This is a genomic window from Thermofilum uzonense, assembly GCF_000993805.1.
In the GTDB taxonomy this organism is placed as follows: Archaea; Thermoproteota; Thermoprotei; order Thermofilales; family Thermofilaceae; genus Thermofilum; species Thermofilum uzonense.
This window is the reverse complement of sequence record NZ_CP009961.1, coordinates 37,417-56,770: the sequence shown is the minus strand read 5'-3', so window position 1 is coordinate 56,770 and position 19,354 is coordinate 37,417. Positions and strand designations below refer to the sequence as shown.

Below are 19,354 nucleotides of genomic sequence, written 5' to 3'. Positions count from 1 at the left end.
TACCCTGAATTATCCTTTTCAAAGAATAAGCTAAAATATATTCAAGAAAAGCACTTTAGTGTTACACCTGTCTGTCCACGTAAGGAATAAAACGTATATACTCTTCATTATTGAAATAATGAATGCTCCTTGGATTTTCACCTGGAGAGAGCAAGGGATTTTAAAGGAGAGGAGAACAAAATTGTTTATAAAATTTTCAGGAGAAGGTTGTTTATCTCTTCCCCCATGTAGCCCGTTACTCCCCTAGCTTTGAAATTCTTTTTAATAGTTCCTCGGAAGCCACCTGAGGGTGGATGTAGCCTGAAGACGGGTTTAAGACCTGGTATTTCCTCGAACTTAACCTTACCCTCTATTAGTGCACTGGCAAGCGTCTCAAAGCTGTCGTAGCCTATTGATTTGAGGTATTCCTCTGTAAGCCTTTTATTGCCTTCGAGTCTTCCGTATTTCTTCAGTAACTGAGCTAGAACCTCGTGGCGGATCTCTCCATACGTAACCACGCTGTTGAGACTTTTTTCAAGCATGCCTCTAATTGAAGGAGTATCCTGGACAAGTGTTGCATGCCATGTTTTGTGAAGCCTTAATAGTTCCAGTGCCTTCTCCTCGTCCGGAGTTCTATCAGGTTTGCCCCTAATTCTCAAGACGAACAGCAGGGTCATTGTATTCACCACATATCAGGGGTGTGAACCTTATAGGTTGCCTTGAGAGCCTCATATACCGCCTTTGCCATGTTGTGAGTTGTTCGCGTCTCGCCGAAGGACCTTGACCATACATCGTTTATACCGGCTAGCCTTAAAACCGTCTTCGCCACGTCAGAGGCAACTATACCTACACCCTTAGGTGCAGGTAATAGCACAACTCTGACACTCCCACTCTTACCCTCAACCTTGAAGGGCACGCTATGGGGCTGACCGCAAAGACACTCCCAGCTCCCACAGCCCCTTCTTACTGGAATTAGGTTGAGCTTGGCCCTTTTTACCGCCTTGTCTATGGCAGTGCCTATATGCTTAGATTTGCCCATTCCAATACCAACATAACCATTCTCGTTTCCCACCGCTACTGTAACCTGGTACTGGCTAACCTCACCCGAGTCTGTCTGGCGTTGGACGAAGTTGACATTTAGTACTTCAAACTTTAGATCAGGTAGTAGAGCGTCAATTATTTCAACTTCCCTTATAGGTAGATTCCTTGAAAAAATCTCATCTATGGATTTTATTTTACCCTCCGCTACGAGTCTTCCAACATAGGTTCGAGGAACCCAACTCCCTAGCGACATAGCATCCACCCTTCCATGCTACCATATGTGCATTAAATACTTTTACCCTCTTTGAACGTCTTCAAGATGCTGTTTTTGATTTCCTCGAAGTGCTCTGGAATGTTCTCAGGTTCGAGGCCTTGGGAGAGGTATTCCGAAAAGCGTGCCTTGTAGAGCTCTGGATTCTTTTCTTTGAGATCTTTGGCATAGCTTGCTATGTGCTCTCCTTTTATACGACTCTCGTCAGGGAAAATTTCGTTGTCTGCGGGGATCTTCAGCCCGCCATCGATCGCTCCCTTCGCGACGGCGAAAACACGCGCACCTTTAACAGGTCTATGTAGTCCTATGTCGAGGACTGCCTCTTTGATGCCTTTTTGCTGGGCCTTTAGGGCCGCAAGGAAACCTAAAAGATAAGCTGCAGGAGTGTTCTTTGAGCCTCCCTTCCACCCGTACCTTAACAGTTCTTTCGAGTGAGATGATACAAGCGTTATATCACCTTTCGGATGCACCTTTACCAGTTGGACGATTATAGTCCTCGACAAAACTCTTACAACCAACCGTGGCTTCTTGGAAAGTATTAACTTTCTACGTTTATAGTAATTTGTAATTCCCAGCCTACGTCTTTTCAATGGTAACCTGTATGTTGAGGTTTTAGGCACTTTCTTTCACCTTTACCAATTTATGCTCAGAAAGGTAGAGCTTAAGATGGGATAGACTCCTGAAAGTTCCACCCTTTACTAGCTTGTAAACCCTCCAAAAACTCTTCCTATCTATTAGTCCTTTAGCTTTTAACGCCTTGAGATACCTTCTCTGCGATCGTACACGCGCTATCCAAACAGCCTTTTCATCTATGCGTGGACCCTTTTTGCTTCCAGGACCCTTTCCTCTTTTCTTTGATTTGCGGATTCTCAAGCGTCCTCTAGAAGGAGTTGATGGCGGTAGAGCCTTTATAACTCCGTCTTTTATTAGCCGACGAACATCTTCTCGAGTTATAGCCGCTGAAACTTCCTCTAACCTCTCTGGGTCAATCCATACCCTGCTTTCCCCTACTTTGAGAACTGAAGCGGCTAACCTTCGAGCCACACTTACATCCATTATTCAACACCTCCTGCGTTGAGTATACGGATTCCCTTCTCTTCAGCCTTTTTAATTATTTCGATTCGTTTACGTCTACCTACTGTGGATGCGATTCTTACAGCTTGGGTACTAGGATCTATCCCTTCGAGTTCCTGAGGATTATGGACTATGATCTCCTTGAAGCCCGAAGGATGAAGGTTCCGTACAGAGAAGGGCCCCCTATATCCGATTTTAACAAGTGGAGGGAAGCCCTTCCTTTGAAGTCTTATTTTGTTGTCTAGACTCCTGCGGGGGCTTCTCCATGAGTCGTCTAGCCTTTTAATTATCCAAGAGTTCATCCTGATGAAACGAGGTCTTTTGGCCGATAGTATCGACCTAAGCTTTAAGCTCTTTATTGTTTCTTTATCTAGCCTTGGTTTAATCCTGGTTTTCTCTTTTTTCTTCTCTTTCCCTTCGACATTTTCACTGCTCATTTTGAACCCACCACCTAATAGACGAAAGCTAATAAGATCCCTCCAAGATTCTTAGCTTGTGCTTCTCGATGACTCATGACGCCGTAGGGTGTGGACACGACGAGAATTCCAATGTCTCTCGAGGGTAAATACTCCTGCTCCCATTTCGTGTACTCGTCCTTTTTAACAGAGAACCTGGGTTTGATTGCTCCACACTTGTTTATACGACCATTGAGTTTAACAATGAACTTTCCTCCGCGACCATCATTAATGTATTCGAAGTCCTCGATATAGCCGTTCTGCTTCAAAACATTTAAAACTCGTGCAATAAGTTTGGATGAAGGATATATAACGCATTCCTTATGACCTCTAGCTTCATTGTTTTGTATTGTTGCAAGAGCATTAGCCAGCGTATCCATTATCATGTGTAATCACCCCTAAGAGTACTTCTTAAAGCCGATTTCTTCTGCTACTTCCCGGAAACAACGTCGACACAGGTTAAGACCGTACATGCGTATCACTGCTTCGTGTGTTCCGCAGCGCACGCACATCCTGCTACCCTTTCCATATTTGCGCTTCTTAGGTGGATGTAGTTTCGCCAATTGCATCACCTCTTTGTTCGTATAACCTGAACGCCTAAAACTTTTTCTAAAAAGGCTATCGTCTCTTCCTTTGTGACGTAATGGTTTCTTCCAATTTTGGATTTCTTTCTTCTTCTCCGCTTTACACGATAACCGGGGCGCTCCATTCCAACAATGACGTCGAATCCGAATATTCCTACTTCAGGATCATACTTCACGCCAGGGACAAGTATGTGCTCTCGAACACCAAAGGCGAAATTACCGTGACGATCAATGCTTGACTCGCTTATCCTGTTCTCAACAGCCGCAAAAGCCTTCTTCAAGAAACTTATCGCTTTTTCACCTCTTAGCGTAACCATCGCGGCTATATTCTCGCCTTTCCTGACACCGAAATCCTTTATGCTTTTTCTGGCCCGACGTAGCGAGGGCTTTTGTCCCGTGAGCTCTTCTAGGAGCTTAGCTGCCTTAGCAAGCCTCTCTCCACCTTCTCCAACTCCTATGTTGACAACTACTTTAGCTATGAAAATCCTGCGCATTGGGTGACCCGTTTCCATAACTGGGACTCCTTTCATCCTCCATTCACCTTATCGTGATCAAAGGCTTGTCTTGACCTACAGGTAGGATGTATTCAAGAATAGTCCTAATTTCTTCCCCATTCTCGCCTTTCAGAACCACTATGGACTTCCTCCTTTTGAACACCTGCTGAATTGTCTGAACCCTGCCGATAAAGCCGGTATGTCTTCCCTCCGTTACAACTGCCATCACACCCTCTTTTAATGGGATATGACTAACTAGAGATTGGTTAGGAACGGTAATCAGGACGGAATCTAGGACCCTCAGGCTTCTAGATTGATCGTTGTTTGCCAGCAAGAGGTTCCTGCCATCGTGAAGTGTGATCTGTATCCCCCCACCTTTTACTGTTTGCTTTCTAATAATCCGGGCCAACTTGTGCCCAGCCTCATCCTTGGAAACCTCAACGAGCTTGAACATGTTTGTCTTATCGGGAACAACCCTATAGTATTTGTCCTCCGGGATAATATGTATCAAATCCATTAATCCTATAGGGAACTTATAATCCGTAACAATCCTCCCATCGACAGATATTTTCCTTTCCCCCAGAACCCTCCTAGCCTCTTTCATTGTAGTTACATAGCCAAGGAAATCCCTCAATACGATTCCCAGAGGAATGCTCTTATTAATAGCATGAGGGCCCGGCTTAGGCTTCACAGTCCAGACATACTCTTTTCTCTTAATTGGCCAAAAAGGCGGTGCAACCGACCTTCTCAAATGTCTCAAGCTACTCTTTATCTTCCTCGTCATGAGCCACCACCAGAGGCACCTTTGCCGAAAAGCTCCTTTCTACGTTTGTCGGACAGGTCAAGCTCGATTATAATGACCTTGGAGGGATGAATAGGAAACGGAACCTCTGTGCCGTCGGCTTTCCGCAGAACCGCGCCTTCGACGTAAATACGTTCTTTTTTTATGTTAACCCGTACAACCTTCCCTTCATGTCCTTTAAAAGACCCACGAACTATCAAAACCCTGTCTCCCTTTCTAACACGTACTCTTCGAACACCTAGTTTCTCACGTAACTCCTTAGAGAGAGGTGCTATAATACGTTTAGACCGTACATGCAGTGGAGCAGTATAGACTTCTCTCTTCCGCACCTTAGTTGGTTTTGACGAGACTGCACGTTGCATATCAACCCTGCTAGCCTTTGTTTAATTTGTTTATAAACTCTGCGTTAGCAGACCAGTTCGATGCGGGGAGTAAGTACTAATCACTATATATAAGATGGAGTGTTAAGGGGGAATGCATGGCTAGAAGTTGATAGCGAGAATTATTCCTGGCTTTTGGGGGACTGCCCAAATGAATAGCCTTAGGGTTGTGTAACTAGTAATTCCTCGGTTGTGGCTACTTTAGCATGTTTATCCTTTTCTCTGTTCTTGAGGTTATTTTTCCTGACTTCCTGGAGAAATTCTTTGGGAGAGAAGAAGCTTTGAGCCTCGACTTCCACTATGGGGATGATGAGGAATTTGCTATCCGAGACCCACTTATTGGAAAGGATTATCTCGCCTGAAAAATTATTGAAGAGTATATAGACTCCTTGCAATGGCTGGGGGGACTCATAGTAATAAATTACGCTAGGTTCTCCTCCGAGATTAACCGGGACAAAGTATATGTGCATCGACTCTAGCGTGTAGTGGTGAATTAAGGGTAACGGGCTCACGTTTAGGACGTGCACCAGATCTATCAGGCGCTTGAGTCGTATGAGCTTTGCAGACATCGACTTTCATTGTTAAGAATAAGCTGTGGTTAAAAAGACCCACGGTTTTCAGAAAAATAGAAAAGATAACCCTCTTATACTTAAATCTAGATCACAAAACAAAGGTTAAACGCGTTGGAGAGTCCTTGGTATATTTTTCTCGTAAGGAGGATAGATTATACCGGCTTCCGTTATTATCCCGGTTATAAGCTGTGGTGGCGTTAGATCAAAGGCATAGTATATAGCATTTACGCCCTCGGGCGCTATTCTGGTCCCCTTCCAGTATAATACCTCAGACGGGTCGCGTTTTTCGATCTCGAAGTCCGTAGGATCCTTTGACTTTAAGTCCAGGGTACTTGTAGGCGCTGCTACGTAGAACGGAATATTGTGAACACGGGATACTAGTGCTAGAGGATATGTTCCCAGCTTGTTGGCGACCCATCCTATGCGTGTCACCCTGTCTGCTCCAACGATGGCTAGGGAAATCTTTTCCCTCATGGCAAGAATCCCAATGCTATTATCCGTAGCTATGACAACGTCGATTCCTGCCTGGCTAAGTTCCCATGCGGTTAATCTAGCTCCCTGGAGATAGGGACGCGTCTCAAGCGCAATTACCCTTATATTTTTACCTTGCTCTCTAGCAACGTACATCGGAGCTGTAGCGGTACCCCAGTAACTGGTAGCAAGCGATCCAGCATTGCAAACCGTAATAATGGTGTCTCCATCCTCTATTAGCTCCGCTCCTATCTCGCCTATACGTCGGTTGGCCCGCTCATCCTCTTTATGGATGTTTATCGCCTCCTCGATGATTGATCTTCTAGCCTCGTCAATGCTCGAGACCTGGCTTGCCTTACTTAATATTCGCTCCACAGCCCAGAAGAGATTAACAGCTGTAGGACGGGTTTTCTTAACTTCCTCAGCCGCCTGGAATAGCTCACGTTTGAAAGATTCGAGGGACTCTCCCCGCCAGTGGTATGCAAAAAGAGCCAGTGCGTAGCCTGCAGCAACACCTATTGCTGGTGCACCTCGTATTTCCATGTCCTTTATAGCTTTGGCAACCCTTCTCCAGTCAGAGGTCTCGATATAGATGAGCCTATCCGGTAATTCCTTTTGGTTTATTAGTCTCACTATACCGTCTTTCCACTCAATAGTTCTTGGGAGTCTTAGCATTGAGAAATTTTATGAGGCACCAAAATATATTCCTTCAGTTTACGTAAAGATTTATTCGTTTAAAAACGAGGGGTCGTTGGAATTCAAAAACTCGTGAACAGTACGTGCTAGACTCTGAGCTAATCGCAAAGGTTCAGGTATTTTGCCGTGCAGAGTAACCAGGTTTAGTACTTCTCTTGTCTCGCTCTCATCTAGGCCTACTGACCGGACATACACGTAGCTTCTAGTCCTTCGAATATAGACTAGTTTTCTTTCACCAAGTTTATAATACATCTGTAGCCTTTCTTCGTCTCCTGGGAAATAATCTCTCAGATACCGTTCTAAACCCTCAGATTCTTCATAACTGAGGCATAGAACGGGTAAGCTCAGTTCCTCGTAAACGCGATATATGTCAACGATGTTGAACCAACTTATAATGCAACCATTAAGCATTATAAGGTTAAAGTCCCTTCTTCCTGTGCTTTTAACAAGTTGAATTATCTTCTCGGTTGCATCAAGACCACCTACCCTAGTCCATGTTAGATAGAACCCGTCGATTATTCCGTCACGCCTGTACGATACGGCAGCCTGAACAGACTTCTTCTGCCTTTTATTGAAGCACTCGGCAACACCGAGAACCCGAAAAGCTGGTTTGGTCAGATGAATCATATAGCCCTAAATAATGTAATCTTTCGGGAAATAAGTTAAGAGTTCGGTGCCCTCTTCTTTAACTAAAATCATGTCTTCTATACGCACACCGAGATAACCAGCCATGTAGACTCCAGGCTCTACGGTTACGATGTCTCCTACAAGCAACTCAGCCTCAGTCTCAGCATTTAGATAAGGCTCTTCATGTATCTCAATGCCCACACCATGCCCTAAGCCATGATTAAAATAGTTGTGAAGCCCCTCCTCTTTCAAGATCCTATAGGCTTCCATGTGCACTTCTCTAGCCCTCACACCGGCTCGCAAAGCTTCAATTGCCCTCTCCTGAGCTCTATGAACAGCTTTTATTATCCTTTCCTGTTTAGTAGATACTCTTCCAAAGATCACGGTTCTTGTCATATCGCTACAGTATCCTTGCACACGTGCCCCCAGATCGATTTTAACGACATCACCCTCCTGGAGTTCTCTCCTACTTGGCTTTGCGTGAGGATGAGATGCATGCTCACCAAAGGCGACTATAGGGTCAAAGGAGGGGGTTGCATTATTTCTATGAATGGCATACAGCACCTCTGCTACAACCTCATATTCCGTTACGCCTTTCTCGAGCGCATTAAGAGCCTTAGACATCGCATATTCGCCGATTCTTATAGCCGACTTGATCCGCTCAAGCTCGTCTAAGTCTTTTTGTCTGCGTAGGAGGGAAACTTCTCTTGAAAGATCTTGAAAGCCTGGGCCTATCTTCTCGGTGAGCTTTTGCCTGAGATCAGCGCTACCCCCCACAACGCCTATTCGCTCAGGCGTCATTCCTTCCAATAATTTCTTGATGGATTCGTAGAGATCACCCTGTATAATCTTTTCGTATTCGGCAACCTCAGTAGCTCGGGAAAAGGCATACACCTCTCCTATCAAGTGTTCCTCGACAGCTCTGAGATATTCCAGCCTGCTTGAAATAGAAACAACACGCGAATCCTCGAATATCAAAGTTGCGGAGGGAGCATCTGTCCCAGTGAAGTAAAAGATATTCGCTGGATTAAATACCAAAGCAGCTTTGAGGTTTTTATCGGTGAGAATTTTCAGGAGTTTTTCAACGTGCCTCTTATAAGTTTCCATGGGAGAGCTAAATTTAGACTATAATAAATTGTTTTCCTTTACGTCCACTGGTAGCTCAACCAGATAAAGCGGCGGTCTCTAGTGAGAGGCTGAGGCTCCAGACGCGTAAGTCAGGGGTTCAAATCCCCCAGCCCACTCTCTATAGTCTCAGAGGGGGTTCTAGCATGTCTTCTCTGCTTCCAATCCTCGAGGAGACGCGTGATGTGGTAGGGGTCGTTCTTCACCTCCGCGCTGAAGGTGTATCCCGTCCCATCGCCGTACTTGTCCACGGCGGCCTTCTCGCTTTTCCTGGTGTCTTCAGCGCTGAGCGCCGGCGCCTGCGCCGCGGCCAACGCGAGTACTAGCACTGCTAGCGCTAGCAAGGCCCTAGGCTTCACGGTAATAATTGTGGAAAAAAGGGGTTAATATACCGTGCTACTCCAGTATCTCGATCTTTATCCAGGCCTCCCCGCTACCATCGAATTCCAGGTCTCCCTGGGAGACCCAGCTGGGCCTGATTTTCGTGCTCGGGCCGGCCATCGTCTTGCCGGGGCTGCACTGGTAGTTCTCGACGAGGTTGTAGCAGAGGAAGTACTTTTGGAACTCCCGCTCGTACCCGAAGAACACGTCCATGGCCCTCCTGTCATAGTTGTACTGCTTCAGCGCGGCGTCGTACACCTCCACTATCCTCCTGTCGATCGTGAAGGCGGTGAGCGGGATCGAGCCGTAAGCCGTGCCGATGTCCAGGTAGACAGGGCCGTTGCAGACCACCACCGCGATGCGGCCTACTATCTCTCCTCCCCCCCTCTGCACCGCGGTGTAGTTCACGTAGACCCTTATCCTCCTCCAAGGCGGCATCTTGATGTAGAAGCCCCAGTCGTCCCCCTTCACGTGGAACCAGCCGTTGCCCACGTACTCGTACTCCGCCCTGAAGGGCACGACCATCAGCGAGGCGGCCGGCCAAGCAATCGTCTTCACCGTGGTGTTGCCGACGAGGACCTCTATCACGGCGGCGTCGTAGCTTGCCTTCGTGTAGACTTGGAGCTGATCGAAGACCTCGTCGCCCGTCAAGTTCACGTAGAGGTACCTCACCCTCAGCGTCTCGTTGGTGGACCTCCTCAGCCAGCCGTGGAGGCACACCTTATGCGTCTGGTTGAACGGCGCGCAGCCCGCGTCGTCGACGCCGTAGGGCTCCACGGCGACGGTGTGGGACCGGTTGAAGGCTAGGGTGAAGTTGCCCGCGTAGACCCTGCCCGTGGCGTTCACCTTGACGGGGACGAGGACGTTGAGGAAGCGGGCCACGAACCTGACCTTCCTGTAGGCGAGCCTAACCTCCACGTCTCCCAGAGCCCTGAGCGTCACCGTGCCGTTGAGCGCCTCGTAGCCCTCCACGGGGGCCTGCTCCACCACCAGCACGCTTCCCCACGGGACCTCAAGCTCAGCGGGCAACGCTACGCTGGACCCGTTGACCACCGCTCTAGCACCCTCTAAATCCGAGTAGACCACGACCTTTACCGGCACGTGCTCGAAGACAACAGCGATGCTCGTGTTGCCCCTGATCCTTAGCCAGTCAGCCACCCCGGGCGAGCCGTTGACGAGGAGCTGCTTGAGCCTCCACCCGCTTGCAGGCCTGGCCTCCAAGCTGACGACGCCGGGCCTCAGGAGCAGGGTGCTGTTCGAGACTGGCGTGCCGTTGAGGGCAAGGCTACCCTGCCCCAGCACGGTGGCCGAGACGAGGACCTGCCTGGGCGCCTCCACTCCACCGCCCTGCAGGCCGTGTTGCCCACCGCTCTGCCTCGACGGCGGGAAGACGAGCAACACGGCTAGCACTGCCAGGACAGCCGCCACGAGGGCTGCCAGCCTCCAGCCCATCAACTGGAACACTCAAAGCGGCGAAAAAAGCTTTACTGCGGGCTTCACGACGCGCAGCGGTGTTGAGGGGGACAGGCCGGGTGGCAGGATGCTTGTGAAACACTTTTTTATTACGACAGTGATGGTGGTGGATAGGCGTCTATAGTGGCTGCAATAAAACAACGACTCCTGGCCCTCTCTAGTGTTGCGGTCACTATTTTTGCTTACGCGAACCTTTTTCCATCGATAATGGGTGAAAGCTATTTGTGGATTATTCCGTTGCTAGCTAGTGTCGTTAATCCGGCCTCAGCGCTTCCGGCATTCCTCTTAGTGTTTTTTCTCGAACTCTACAGATCCAGTAAACTCTTTCTTCTCTTGGCTGTGCTCCCCTTTATGCTCCTGTACCTCGTAAAAAACGTGCACGATTGGAGGAGTGCGCTTGCCCTCCTAATGTTTCCACCCATTGTTATTCTATTTCCTTGGAGTATGGGAGTTGTATTAGGGCTCTTGTATTACTTGTCATCTAAGGAAAAGGTTCATGAGTCGTTTTTCTCGGCTGCTATTTTTCTCATCAACCTGACTGTTATGTCTTTACTTTTCGTTAGATCATCCATTTTTTGGAGCCCGCCTTTGGTTTTCCCCGGCGGGTTCCCTAGGAGCAGCAGGGGGGAAATCGTAGACGCGGTTTCATTTTATTCTAGCCTTGTTAACCTCTTCTGGTCCAACATAGTATTCTTGGTGGAGTTCTTTGTATTTGTTCTGAGTATGATAGTGTCCTCTTTGTCGGAGGAGCCTAGACTCATAAAAATTGTGATGCCACAACTTTTACTGATACTAATACCCATCCTCGCAAATGTAAGTATTACCCAGCGTGATCTTCTCGCTATTCTAGCCTCCCTCAGTACAACGACCTCGGCATACTATCTTGACAGGATAAGCTTTAAAATTCCTTCTTTATTTTTTAAACTAAAAAGAGGCTTTCTCAGAGAAAACAGAAGTAGGCGCGAACTAGATGACTTACAGATAATATTCTCTGATTTGAACGAAATAATTTCTCAGATTATCCTCTTATGCAATGAGTCGAATCCAAATAAGAAGATAGTAATACTGGGTTTAACATATGACGAGGAAGAGTCGTTCCTCCGATATTTAATGCTAGGAAGAAAGTGTAAAGCAAAGATTCTCTTATACCACAGGTTAGGTTTGGATGGACTCCGATCCCTTAATCCAAGCGATACTCTAATAGTGTACATAAGGGTTATAGATATAGCATCAGCACTAGCGATACTATCAAAGATAACAGGTTTCGATATAGAAACACTTGAGAAGCTATCATTACCTTACCGTAAAATTCTAACACGTCTCAGCAGGACAACTCTCCTTCGATTAGGCAGAACGATTGATGAGAAAATTAGACAAGGAGCTTCGGCTCGGAAGGCCTTTGACTCAACATTTAGACGTGCAGTCCCAGAATTAAACGAAGATCATATCAAGACTCTTGAGCAAGTTTTTATGGATTTTGAGGTTATAGGCTTTACGCGGTGAAAAAGTTGTCGCAAGGTGTCAAAGCCTACATGAGGTTGGAGGAAATACCTTTCATGCATTGGGGAGTGATTTCTCGGTACAACTTCTCAGAGGACAAGATCCACCTCATCCCTCGAAAAAAATGGGACCCGTTATCTGCCGCGCCAATAATGCTTCAAGATGCTTCTGGGAGACTTGTACCTATAGGTAAATGGAAGGGTCATTTCTCGTATATTAGTCCAATAAGGGGATCTAGACCGGGTGGAGAAGAAAGAAGAGAAGGTAGCACCAGTGATGTCTTTAGAGAAATCATCGAAGGGAGAGACTACGCAATATTTGTAACTGTTGATGCTAATCGATTTGATGGAGTATTCAGTACTGAACCAGTTATGAACGAGATTAAAGATGCATATGCCGCTACAATTGTTAACAGATACCCTGCTATGGTTAGAGTTATTGATAGCGAACTAGAGAGAACTCTTAGGATGCGAATTGAAGACGAGTATACCCGAATCGCCCATGGTATAAATCTTGTCACTTTCCCTGTATCTAAGTACTATGAGACATTCAGTGAGGCCAGCGTTGAATCACTAACATGGTTGTTCCTCTCTCTAATTGAAGCTATCAAAACTGGTGTGGACGATGCTCGAAAAAGGGGTTTTTCTTTAATACCCACATACGTGTTCTTCAACATTGGATCCCTGGCAGGTGGTACACAGCCACGTCTCCACGCGCAAACATACATCGACCTGAACCAAGATGGTCATGGAGCATACATGGAGAACGTATTACAGGCTTTTGATACGATGAAGGGGAAGTGCCACATATGCACTTCGAGACACGATAACAGAATAATCTTCGAAAATAATACTTGGATTTCGTGGGCTACATCTGCTCCTCGGAGAAACTTTCACGTGAGAATTGCTCCTAAGAGACACGTAGAGCGCATCACAGAGCTAGATAGAATTGAAATTACGGGTCTTGCTGAAACACTAATTAGGATATCTAGGGGCATGGACAAGGCTGGGGTAGCACATGATAGGTATGTTTTAATTTATAGTAACCCATTTGGCTATAACTCATTCTTTCACCTGTTTATAGATTTCGTGCCCTTTGAAAAAATAGGAGGCATAGAGGTGCTCGATTCAGTAAGGGTTGCCCGTATAGCTCCGGAGGAGGTGGCTAGAATACTCAGGTCAGCAATGAGCGACGGATAGTATCGAATATTTTTATATTGGTGTGCAATGGAGACTTGAATTAGAGCAGACATGTTTTATTATACTTTGACAAACACATTAGCACAGTTATCAGCTGTTGATATTATAACCCCCCTTGTCTTCCTGGCGTTTTTAGCGCTTGGAATATCCCTTGGAGTGCTGATAGCCTTCATGTATTTTCTACATGTGTTTAGGAGAGATTTGCTAAAGCCTCCTCAGACAGAGAGTCTTAGTACTACTAGGGAAAAAATTAATACCATTGAATCTGCCCAGCAGAGCCTGTCAGCCAGTATCGAGGAGTTAAGAAACTCTTTGAAGATGATTCAAGATAACACCCTGCGTTTAGAAGCCAAGATTACAAGCTTAGAGGGTAGAATGCTAACCCTGGAGAGGAGGAGGCCTGCCGAGGCTGTTCGCACAGGCGTTTATCCGAAGCCTACTCGTGAAACTCTCAAAGAGGTAGCGGCCCTTAAAGACATTGGAGAAATCGCTCTCTACTTTCCTGAGGTACGTTATGCAGGAATAATAACATCACAAGGGTATATAGTGAAACAATACGGCCAGTGCAGTGAGGAGCCACCAAAGCTTCTAGAGATCCTGAGACTGTCAAACATGGATAAAACATCGCTTATTAAAGGTAACAGGCGTATCGATCTCTTTAGGCTAGGGGAGGTGAAAGATTTGACTGTTTTTGGTATTATAGAAGTCGATAATCTTCTTGAAGTGGACGAGAATCGCATCGGAGAAATTAGGGAAACGATAAGCAAATATTATAGAGACGTGATAGCTAAAACAATGTAAGTATTTGAGGTGTTAAAGTTGAGTTCCGAGAAGGAAGTCGAGCTTAGAGGGGTCCTTGCGAAGATAATAAAAGAAACGCACGATATGGTATCCTCTATCGTCTTCGCCTGGCGAGACGGAATCCCAGTATCCTATATTTCCTCAGAACAACCACAAGCAGAGTTTCTTGCTGTAGCTTCAGCTGCAGCACTCGGCTCGCTTGATGCTTTGGGAGATATATTTGGTAGCCGCGTAAAGAGAGTTGATGTAGAATTCGAGAACGGTGAGCATGTTATTATCTCGACGATCGACGGCTCGTTCATCGCTTTGTCTTCAACTCCACGTCCCAACCTTGGGTTGATCCACCTCGTGTTGAGAAAATACGAAGACGAAGTAATAAAGATCGCAGGGGTGGGACAGGTAGATGCAAAGAGACTACCTAAAAATACTGGTTAGTGGCCCCTACGCTAGTGGTAAAACGACGTTTGTGAAAACAATTTCTTCTGGTAAAGTTTTGACTACAGAAGTTCCAGTGTCGACACTGTATGAATCCCAGATAAAACAATATACCACTGTAGCTTTTGATTACTGTAGAGTCAACCTGGATGGAACAGACGTGTACGTTTTTGGTACTCCTGGTCAGACAAGGCTACAGTTTATGTGGCGTGTACTCGCGGTTGGCATGCATGGTTATATCTTTATCGTGGATGGTTCATCGATGCTTAACGTCATGCGTTCTCGGACGGTGTATGAGTACATGAAAAATCTTGGGGATTATCCTCACGTGATAGCTGTGAACAAACAGGACCTCCCAAATAGTATTAAGCCATCTACCGTGGCTCAGGTTTTTGGAGTGAATAACGACATCGTTGTCCCTTTAGTAGCGTTAAAGAAAGAGTCTGCAATTAGCGTCCTACAACGCGCCGTTGAACTTATTCGAGCTCAAAAGCCTAAATATAGAGCAGAATAGGCTTGTACCACTTATACTAACCGGCGTGCTATTTTACACTACCATCTTCGACCCTTACATTGGCTGTCTTGTAGATTTTTCAATCTTAATAACTAGTTAATGGTATAATTAAAAATGTTAAAAATATATTTTAGATACCTCAATTAAAACTGGTGTTAGGATGAGTCTGAATCTAGAGGCTTTGAGACGTCTCATAGAGCCCGTAACAAAGGTAGCTGGCTTTGAAGGCTTCGTAGTCGCAACTAGTGACGGACTTCCACTTGTTAGCAGTATCACTGACAAGGATTTAGAAGAAAAGGTTGCTGCTTTAACAGCCGTACTTTCAGAGGTTGGAAATAGGGCTAGCACAGAATTGGGTAAAGGCGAGGCTGACTGGATTACTGTAAACGCTCCTGACGGGTCTGGAATAATTTACATTAAGCTAGGCGATATAGGCTATATGGCTGTACTGTTCAGTAAGGATACAAGGCTTGGTGTACTGCTTTATACCTTGAGAGACATAAAAAAGAAAATATTAGAGTCTAGGATAACGCCTTAGAGATAGCTGGAAATATAAGCACTTATCCTCTTCATACCCTCCTCTATTCTTTCTTCGGGTTCGCTTACAAAAGTCATTCTTACGTGTCCCAAACCCATTTCGCCGAAATATTTACCCGGTATAACAACGACACTTTTCCGGTAAAGGAGTCTGTTCGAGAACTCCTCGTCGTCTCTTCCCATCGCTTCGAGATATCTACGCATGTCCACGAAGAAGTAAAATGCACCCTCGGGGAGAGTGGTTCTTGCTTCTGGTAGGTATTCCTTTATAAGCTTATACATTAGATCTCTCCTTTTCCGGTAAGTGGGGATGACTATCTCGTTCAGGTATCGTTCCTTTATTCCGCTCTCATAGAATTTGATCATAGCTATTTGTCCAGGCGTGTCCGGAGCAAGCGAGACATATTGTTTAATTTTCTCCATACTTTCTATAACCTCCGCTGGTCCCGTCACGTATCCTAGCCGGAAACCCGGTATAGAGGCCTCTTTGCTGAAACTGTTGATTGTTATTGTCCTCTCCCTAGCTCCTGGAAAGGCGTCCACCCAGGGAGTCGGACGTCCATAACTAATGTGTTTGTAGACGGCATCAAAGATTATCCAGAAATCATATTCTCGGGCCAATTTGACGAGATCACGGACAAACTCCTCTGTAACAATCCGTCCCGTAGGGTTGTCTGGAGACAAAAGTACGAAGGCTTTAGTCAAAGGAGATACAACCTTCTTAACATCCTCTATATTAGGCTGATAGTCTTCCTCGACTTTAACAGGCACATAACGAACCCTGCCTCCAAGAAGCCGAACGGGTTCAGCGTATCCGACATAAGTGGGATCAATTAAGACGACCTCGTCTCCCGGCTCAAGTATGGCACCCAGGGCGAGGTAAATGCCCTCAGTACCTCCGTTGACAATCATTATCTCTTCTTTAGGATCATATGACACGTTCCAATATTTCTTAAGATCCTCGGCAATTAATTCTCTTAGCTCTATCATTCCTCTCGTGGCACCGTAAGCAACTGTTTTCTGGGGGGCTTTCCTGAGAAAATCTGCTAGGTAATCTACTACTTCTTGAGGTGGTGGAAGACTGGGAGCCCCTCCTCCGAAGCTAATAATATCTCCTTTTCGTCGAGCCTCATCGAGTAAGGTTGCAATTCTTCGAATAGGAGAGCCAACAATCGCTTGAGTTCTTGAAGATAGTCTAGGCATCGAGAAATATTCCTCCCTTTCATATATTTATTCTTATCCTAATGTTTTTTAATAATTATCAATTATGCAAGTTGATTATTATTTTAGTTTTTTCTCAAGATCCTCAAGAATATTCTTTAGCTCAGTTCGAGAACCTGCAGTGCTCTTATAGACCTCCAAATATTCTTTAAGAGTGTTGTATATCTCTCTTAACTGGGAAGGAGGTAGTTTGTTCAAGAATTCCTTCAACTCATCAAACATCTGATTCTCTGCAAGAAAGACCGTAAACCTTGACAGGCTCATAGACGTTAATTTTCCGTCGTAAAGACAAAAAACTATCTTGGTTTCAGGGTCAATCTCATACTCTATCCGAGTGCTTTTTCTGCCTTCATCTCGTGTTTTCTTCCCTAGTCTTTCTCGAAGCTCCTCGCTCAGAATTCTTTTTTCTCCATACACGGCTATGGCTTTCTCTATTTTTTCCTTTACTCTTTTATCGATAATCATAAGGTTGAGAATATCTTCTTCTTTTAACGGCAAGTCGAACGCACGCCCACCTATAATAATCTGTCCCTTCAAACCCCTAACTTTTGATGTTGGCATCTTCACATCAAGAAAACCATCATAGGTATAGATGGGAACAATATATGATTCCCCCGTGGGCATGACCACTTTAGCGGCTTCGTCCCATAGTTTTGCAGACACTTCACCGAGAACTAGGTGAGGGCCAGCTTCAAGGGCGGGGCAATTAAAGGTCTCGGAGAGAAGCTCTGCTACTCCTTCTGCAAATCCGATGACTTCATATATAATAAACTTCATCCATGACTCCTTTACGAATAATTCAATAGCAAACTTTCTTGCAACAGTGTATCCATACTCTTTTAGTAGACTTTCGACCCCCTCTGAGGAACATGAGGATTCTAGTCCAATCCAAGGCAATATATACCCACCTAGTTTATTCTATGAAATTAGGGTTAATCCCAGATAAAAAATATAGCGTGTGCTTATTGCTTATCAGTTGAAGCAATATTAGTATGTGATTTATAAAATCTTACAAAAAATTCTAAAGGGTTGACTCAATAAAGAAATTGAAATGATGACCCATTGCAGCTCGGAAAAATGAAGAGAAGGTTTCCGGTCTGATCCGGCTTATACTCTTCGACCTCTGCGGCCTCCAGGCTTTCTTATAGAGTCCGTGGGTAGTGGAGTGACATCCTCGATGCGATCAACCATGAGTCCAGCTCTAACGAGAGCTCTTATAGCAGGTCCAGCTCCCGGACCAGGAGTCTTTGCACCGTAGCCTCCTGGGGCTTTGACCTTAACGTGTACCACCCTAATTCCCTTGTCAAGAGCTATTTTTGCAGCTTTAACGGCGGCTTGCATGGCCGCCCAGGGAGAAGGTTTGTCGCGATCCGCTTTTGCTATTTGTCCACCTGATGCTATGGCAATAGTCTCGGCGCCAGAGATGTCCGTTATATGGATAATAGTGTTATTGTAGCTTGCATATATCCATGCTATCCCTACGTCGCTCTTAGCCTTTGCCTCCTTTTGTTGCTGTTCTTTCGGTTTAGCTTCCTCTGCCATATTCACTCACCCTTTTCTGCAACTTGAGAAGCCTTTACAAGAGGAGACAACGGGTAATATCCTACGAGATCCTCCTCGTGCCTTTGGACGAGATAGCCAGGGCTATTAACACGTCTGCCTCCTATTGCGATATGTCCATGAGTGATGAGTTGTCTGGCGTGATACATGCTTGAAGCAAGTCCTTTCCTATAAACAATGGTTTGTAGCCTTCGTTCAAGAATTTGACGAACTGTAAGGCTTAAAATCTCGTCCAGAGTGGATTGTTCACTCGGGAGGATACCGAGCTTGTATAGCCTGGAAACAAGAGGCTTCTCCAGAGGTAACCTTTCTTCTTCTGGTAAGGCTAAAAGCCTTCTAGCCCTGGCTCTTATATCCCTAAGGAGGGACTCCGCAATCCATAATTCGCGTTTATTCCTTAGGCCATACTCTCCTAGAAGTCTCATTTCCTCTTCTAGAACATCTTTCCTCCAGGGATGACCCGGACCTTGCCATTTTCTACGAGATTTCTTGGGATCTCCCATTTAACCACCTTTTTTAGCTTCCTGTTGTTTTGCGGCACCCCTCTTAACGCCTAAGGTGAGGCCTGTACGGCCTGTTGTCCTGGTTCTCTGCCCTCTAACTTTAAGTCCGTACATGTGTCTGACACCCCTGTAGCTTTTGATCTTTTTCTCATTTTCAATGTCTCCACGCACAGCTAATAAGAGGTCAGAGGTTATTAGGTGCTTGTCAGCCCCCGTTGCAGGCTCTTTGCGTCTATTGAGAATCCAGGATGGCAAGCCAAGAGACTCAATGTTCCTCAAAGCCGTAGATATTTTTTCCACATCTTCCTCCGTCAACGTCCCCAACAGTCTATGCGGATCGTAGCCTAGCTTCCTTAGAATAACGTAAGCTGTATTGACGCCGATTCCCTTTATCTCAGCCAAAGCATACGCTAAGGCTTTGTCGCCTGGTAAGTCTACTCCCGCTATTCTCACTATATATTGAAACTCGCTAGACATATTGCCTGAAGCCTAAAGAAAAACCCAATAAATATCTTTTTCGCAGAGATATGTTGGCGCCGGGGCCGGGATTTGAACCCGGGCGCCCTTGCGGGCAACGGATTTCCTGCAAAGGCTCAATTGCGGCACGATTGTGTCCGCCGCCTTGGTCCACTCGGCCACCCCGGCTCATGATGCTAAAA

At 45.8% G+C, this 19,354-nt stretch carries 28 protein-coding genes and 1 tRNA gene; 7 read left to right on the top strand and 22 right to left on the bottom strand.

Annotated features, from left to right (window positions below; genetic code table 11):
- Window positions 1-185: 185 nt before the first annotated feature.
- From MA03_RS00350 to MA03_RS00280, 16 genes are all read right to left on the bottom strand, one after another.
- Window positions 186-656, bottom strand: a complete 471-nt coding sequence (locus MA03_RS00350; protein WP_052883369.1) for a 50S ribosomal protein L30 — start codon at window positions 654-656, stop codon at window positions 186-188.
- A 5-nt stretch (window positions 657-661) separates the two neighbouring features.
- Window positions 662-1,273, bottom strand: coding sequence for a 30S ribosomal protein S5 (locus MA03_RS00345; RefSeq protein ID WP_052884835.1), 612 nt, complete (start codon window positions 1,271-1,273; stop codon window positions 662-664).
- Window positions 1,274-1,305: 32 nt separating this feature from the next.
- On the bottom strand, window positions 1,306-1,911 hold the full coding sequence (locus tag MA03_RS00340) for a 50S ribosomal protein L18 (protein ID WP_052883368.1): 606 nt from the start codon (window positions 1,909-1,911) through the stop codon (window positions 1,306-1,308).
- Window positions 1,904-2,347 carry a 50S ribosomal protein L19e gene (locus MA03_RS00335; protein WP_052883367.1) on the bottom strand — a complete coding sequence of 148 codons (444 nt, stop codon included), beginning with the start codon at window positions 2,345-2,347 and terminating at the stop codon, window positions 1,904-1,906. Before MA03_RS00335 ends, MA03_RS00340 begins: the two co-directional genes overlap by 8 nt.
- Complete coding sequence (locus tag MA03_RS00330; RefSeq protein WP_052883366.1) at window positions 2,347-2,802, bottom strand: 50S ribosomal protein L32e; 456 nt, start codon at window positions 2,800-2,802, stop codon at window positions 2,347-2,349. Before MA03_RS00330 ends, MA03_RS00335 begins: the two co-directional genes overlap by 1 nt.
- A 14-nt stretch (window positions 2,803-2,816) precedes the next feature.
- Entirely contained in the window at window positions 2,817-3,206 is a 390-nt protein-coding gene (locus MA03_RS00325; protein WP_191118598.1) for a 30S ribosomal protein S8, read from the bottom strand.
- A 12-nt stretch (window positions 3,207-3,218) separates the two neighbouring features.
- Window positions 3,219-3,389, bottom strand: coding sequence for a 30S ribosomal protein S14 (locus MA03_RS08515; protein ID WP_236944945.1), 171 nt, complete (start codon window positions 3,387-3,389; stop codon window positions 3,219-3,221).
- A complete protein-coding gene (locus MA03_RS00320; RefSeq protein ID WP_052883365.1) occupies window positions 3,389-3,934 on the bottom strand; it encodes a 50S ribosomal protein L5 in 546 nt (181 codons plus the stop codon). The genes MA03_RS08515 and MA03_RS00320 overlap by 1 nt, the downstream gene beginning before the upstream one ends.
- 7 nt (window positions 3,935-3,941) lie before the next feature.
- Window positions 3,942-4,682 (bottom strand): 30S ribosomal protein S4e, encoded by a 741-nt coding sequence (locus MA03_RS00315; protein ID WP_052883364.1) that lies wholly within the window; start codon window positions 4,680-4,682, stop codon window positions 3,942-3,944.
- The gene (gene rplX, locus MA03_RS00310; RefSeq protein ID WP_052883363.1) at window positions 4,679-5,062 is read right to left on the bottom strand and encodes a 50S ribosomal protein L24; all 384 of its coding nucleotides are present in this window, start codon (window positions 5,060-5,062) and stop codon (window positions 4,679-4,681) included. Before rplX ends, MA03_RS00315 begins: the two co-directional genes overlap by 4 nt.
- Before the next feature lie 179 nt (window positions 5,063-5,241).
- Entirely contained in the window at window positions 5,242-5,649 is a 408-nt protein-coding gene (locus MA03_RS00305; protein WP_052883362.1) for a hypothetical protein, read from the bottom strand.
- 105 nt (window positions 5,650-5,754) lie between these two features.
- Window positions 5,755-6,798, bottom strand: coding sequence for an S-methyl-5-thioribose-1-phosphate isomerase (gene mtnA / locus MA03_RS00300; RefSeq protein ID WP_052883361.1), 1,044 nt, complete (start codon window positions 6,796-6,798; stop codon window positions 5,755-5,757).
- Between the two features lie 51 nt (window positions 6,799-6,849).
- Window positions 6,850-7,446, bottom strand: coding sequence for an endonuclease dU (locus MA03_RS00295; RefSeq protein ID WP_236944886.1), 597 nt, complete (start codon window positions 7,444-7,446; stop codon window positions 6,850-6,852).
- Between the two features lie 6 nt (window positions 7,447-7,452).
- Window positions 7,453-8,553, bottom strand: a complete 1,101-nt coding sequence (locus MA03_RS00290) for a M24 family metallopeptidase (protein ID WP_052883360.1) — start codon at window positions 8,551-8,553, stop codon at window positions 7,453-7,455.
- Between the two features lie 110 nt (window positions 8,554-8,663).
- Window positions 8,664-8,930 carry a hypothetical protein gene (locus tag MA03_RS00285; protein WP_052883359.1) on the bottom strand — a complete coding sequence of 89 codons (267 nt, stop codon included), beginning with the start codon at window positions 8,928-8,930 and terminating at the stop codon, window positions 8,664-8,666.
- A gap of 37 nt (window positions 8,931-8,967) precedes the next feature.
- A complete protein-coding gene (locus MA03_RS00280; RefSeq protein ID WP_219731639.1) occupies window positions 8,968-10,110 on the bottom strand; it encodes a peptidase associated/transthyretin-like domain-containing protein in 1,143 nt (380 codons plus the stop codon).
- 13 nt (window positions 10,111-10,123) lie between these two features.
- Here MA03_RS00280 and MA03_RS08510 point away from each other — a divergent pair, with 13 nt between their 5' ends.
- From MA03_RS08510 to MA03_RS00250, 7 genes are all read left to right on the top strand, one after another.
- A complete protein-coding gene (locus tag MA03_RS08510) occupies window positions 10,124-10,549 on the top strand; it encodes a hypothetical protein (protein ID WP_219731638.1) in 426 nt (141 codons plus the stop codon).
- Entirely contained in the window at window positions 10,549-11,928 is a 1,380-nt protein-coding gene (locus tag MA03_RS00275; RefSeq protein WP_052883357.1) for a hypothetical protein, read from the top strand. The genes MA03_RS08510 and MA03_RS00275 overlap by 1 nt, the downstream gene beginning before the upstream one ends.
- Before the next feature lie 5 nt (window positions 11,929-11,933).
- A complete protein-coding gene (locus tag MA03_RS00270; protein WP_191118594.1) occupies window positions 11,934-13,124 on the top strand; it encodes an HIT domain-containing protein in 1,191 nt (396 codons plus the stop codon).
- 51 nt (window positions 13,125-13,175) lie between these two features.
- The gene (locus MA03_RS00265) at window positions 13,176-13,925 is read left to right on the top strand and encodes a hypothetical protein (protein ID WP_052883355.1); all 750 of its coding nucleotides are present in this window, start codon (window positions 13,176-13,178) and stop codon (window positions 13,923-13,925) included.
- An 18-nt stretch (window positions 13,926-13,943) separates the two neighbouring features.
- Window positions 13,944-14,360, top strand: a complete 417-nt coding sequence (locus MA03_RS00260; protein WP_191118593.1) for a roadblock/LC7 domain-containing protein — start codon at window positions 13,944-13,946, stop codon at window positions 14,358-14,360.
- A complete protein-coding gene (locus MA03_RS00255; RefSeq protein WP_052883353.1) occupies window positions 14,329-14,874 on the top strand; it encodes a GTP-binding protein in 546 nt (181 codons plus the stop codon). Before MA03_RS00260 ends, MA03_RS00255 begins: the two co-directional genes overlap by 32 nt.
- 160 nt (window positions 14,875-15,034) lie before the next feature.
- A complete protein-coding gene (locus MA03_RS00250; protein WP_052883352.1) occupies window positions 15,035-15,412 on the top strand; it encodes a roadblock/LC7 domain-containing protein in 378 nt (125 codons plus the stop codon).
- Here the strand turns inward: MA03_RS00250 and MA03_RS00245 are convergent.
- From MA03_RS00245 to MA03_RS00220, 6 genes are all read right to left on the bottom strand, one after another.
- Entirely contained in the window at window positions 15,409-16,614 is a 1,206-nt protein-coding gene (locus MA03_RS00245; RefSeq protein ID WP_052883351.1) for a pyridoxal phosphate-dependent aminotransferase, read from the bottom strand. The genes MA03_RS00250 and MA03_RS00245 overlap by 4 nt on opposite strands.
- A 78-nt stretch (window positions 16,615-16,692) precedes the next feature.
- Complete coding sequence (locus tag MA03_RS00240) at window positions 16,693-17,529, bottom strand: hypothetical protein (protein ID WP_052883350.1); 837 nt, start codon at window positions 17,527-17,529, stop codon at window positions 16,693-16,695.
- A 210-nt stretch (window positions 17,530-17,739) separates the two neighbouring features.
- Window positions 17,740-18,174, bottom strand: coding sequence for a 30S ribosomal protein S11 (locus MA03_RS00235; RefSeq protein WP_191118592.1), 435 nt, complete (start codon window positions 18,172-18,174; stop codon window positions 17,740-17,742).
- Between the two features lie 2 nt (window positions 18,175-18,176).
- Entirely contained in the window at window positions 18,177-18,695 is a 519-nt protein-coding gene (locus tag MA03_RS00230; protein ID WP_052883349.1) for a 30S ribosomal protein S4, read from the bottom strand.
- On the bottom strand, window positions 18,696-19,172 hold the full coding sequence (locus MA03_RS00225; RefSeq protein ID WP_052883348.1) for a 30S ribosomal protein S13: 477 nt from the start codon (window positions 19,170-19,172) through the stop codon (window positions 18,696-18,698).
- A gap of 54 nt (window positions 19,173-19,226) precedes the next feature.
- Window positions 19,227-19,340: transfer RNA gene (locus tag MA03_RS00220), tRNA-Ser, on the bottom strand.
- Between the last annotated feature and the right edge of the window lie 14 nt (window positions 19,341-19,354).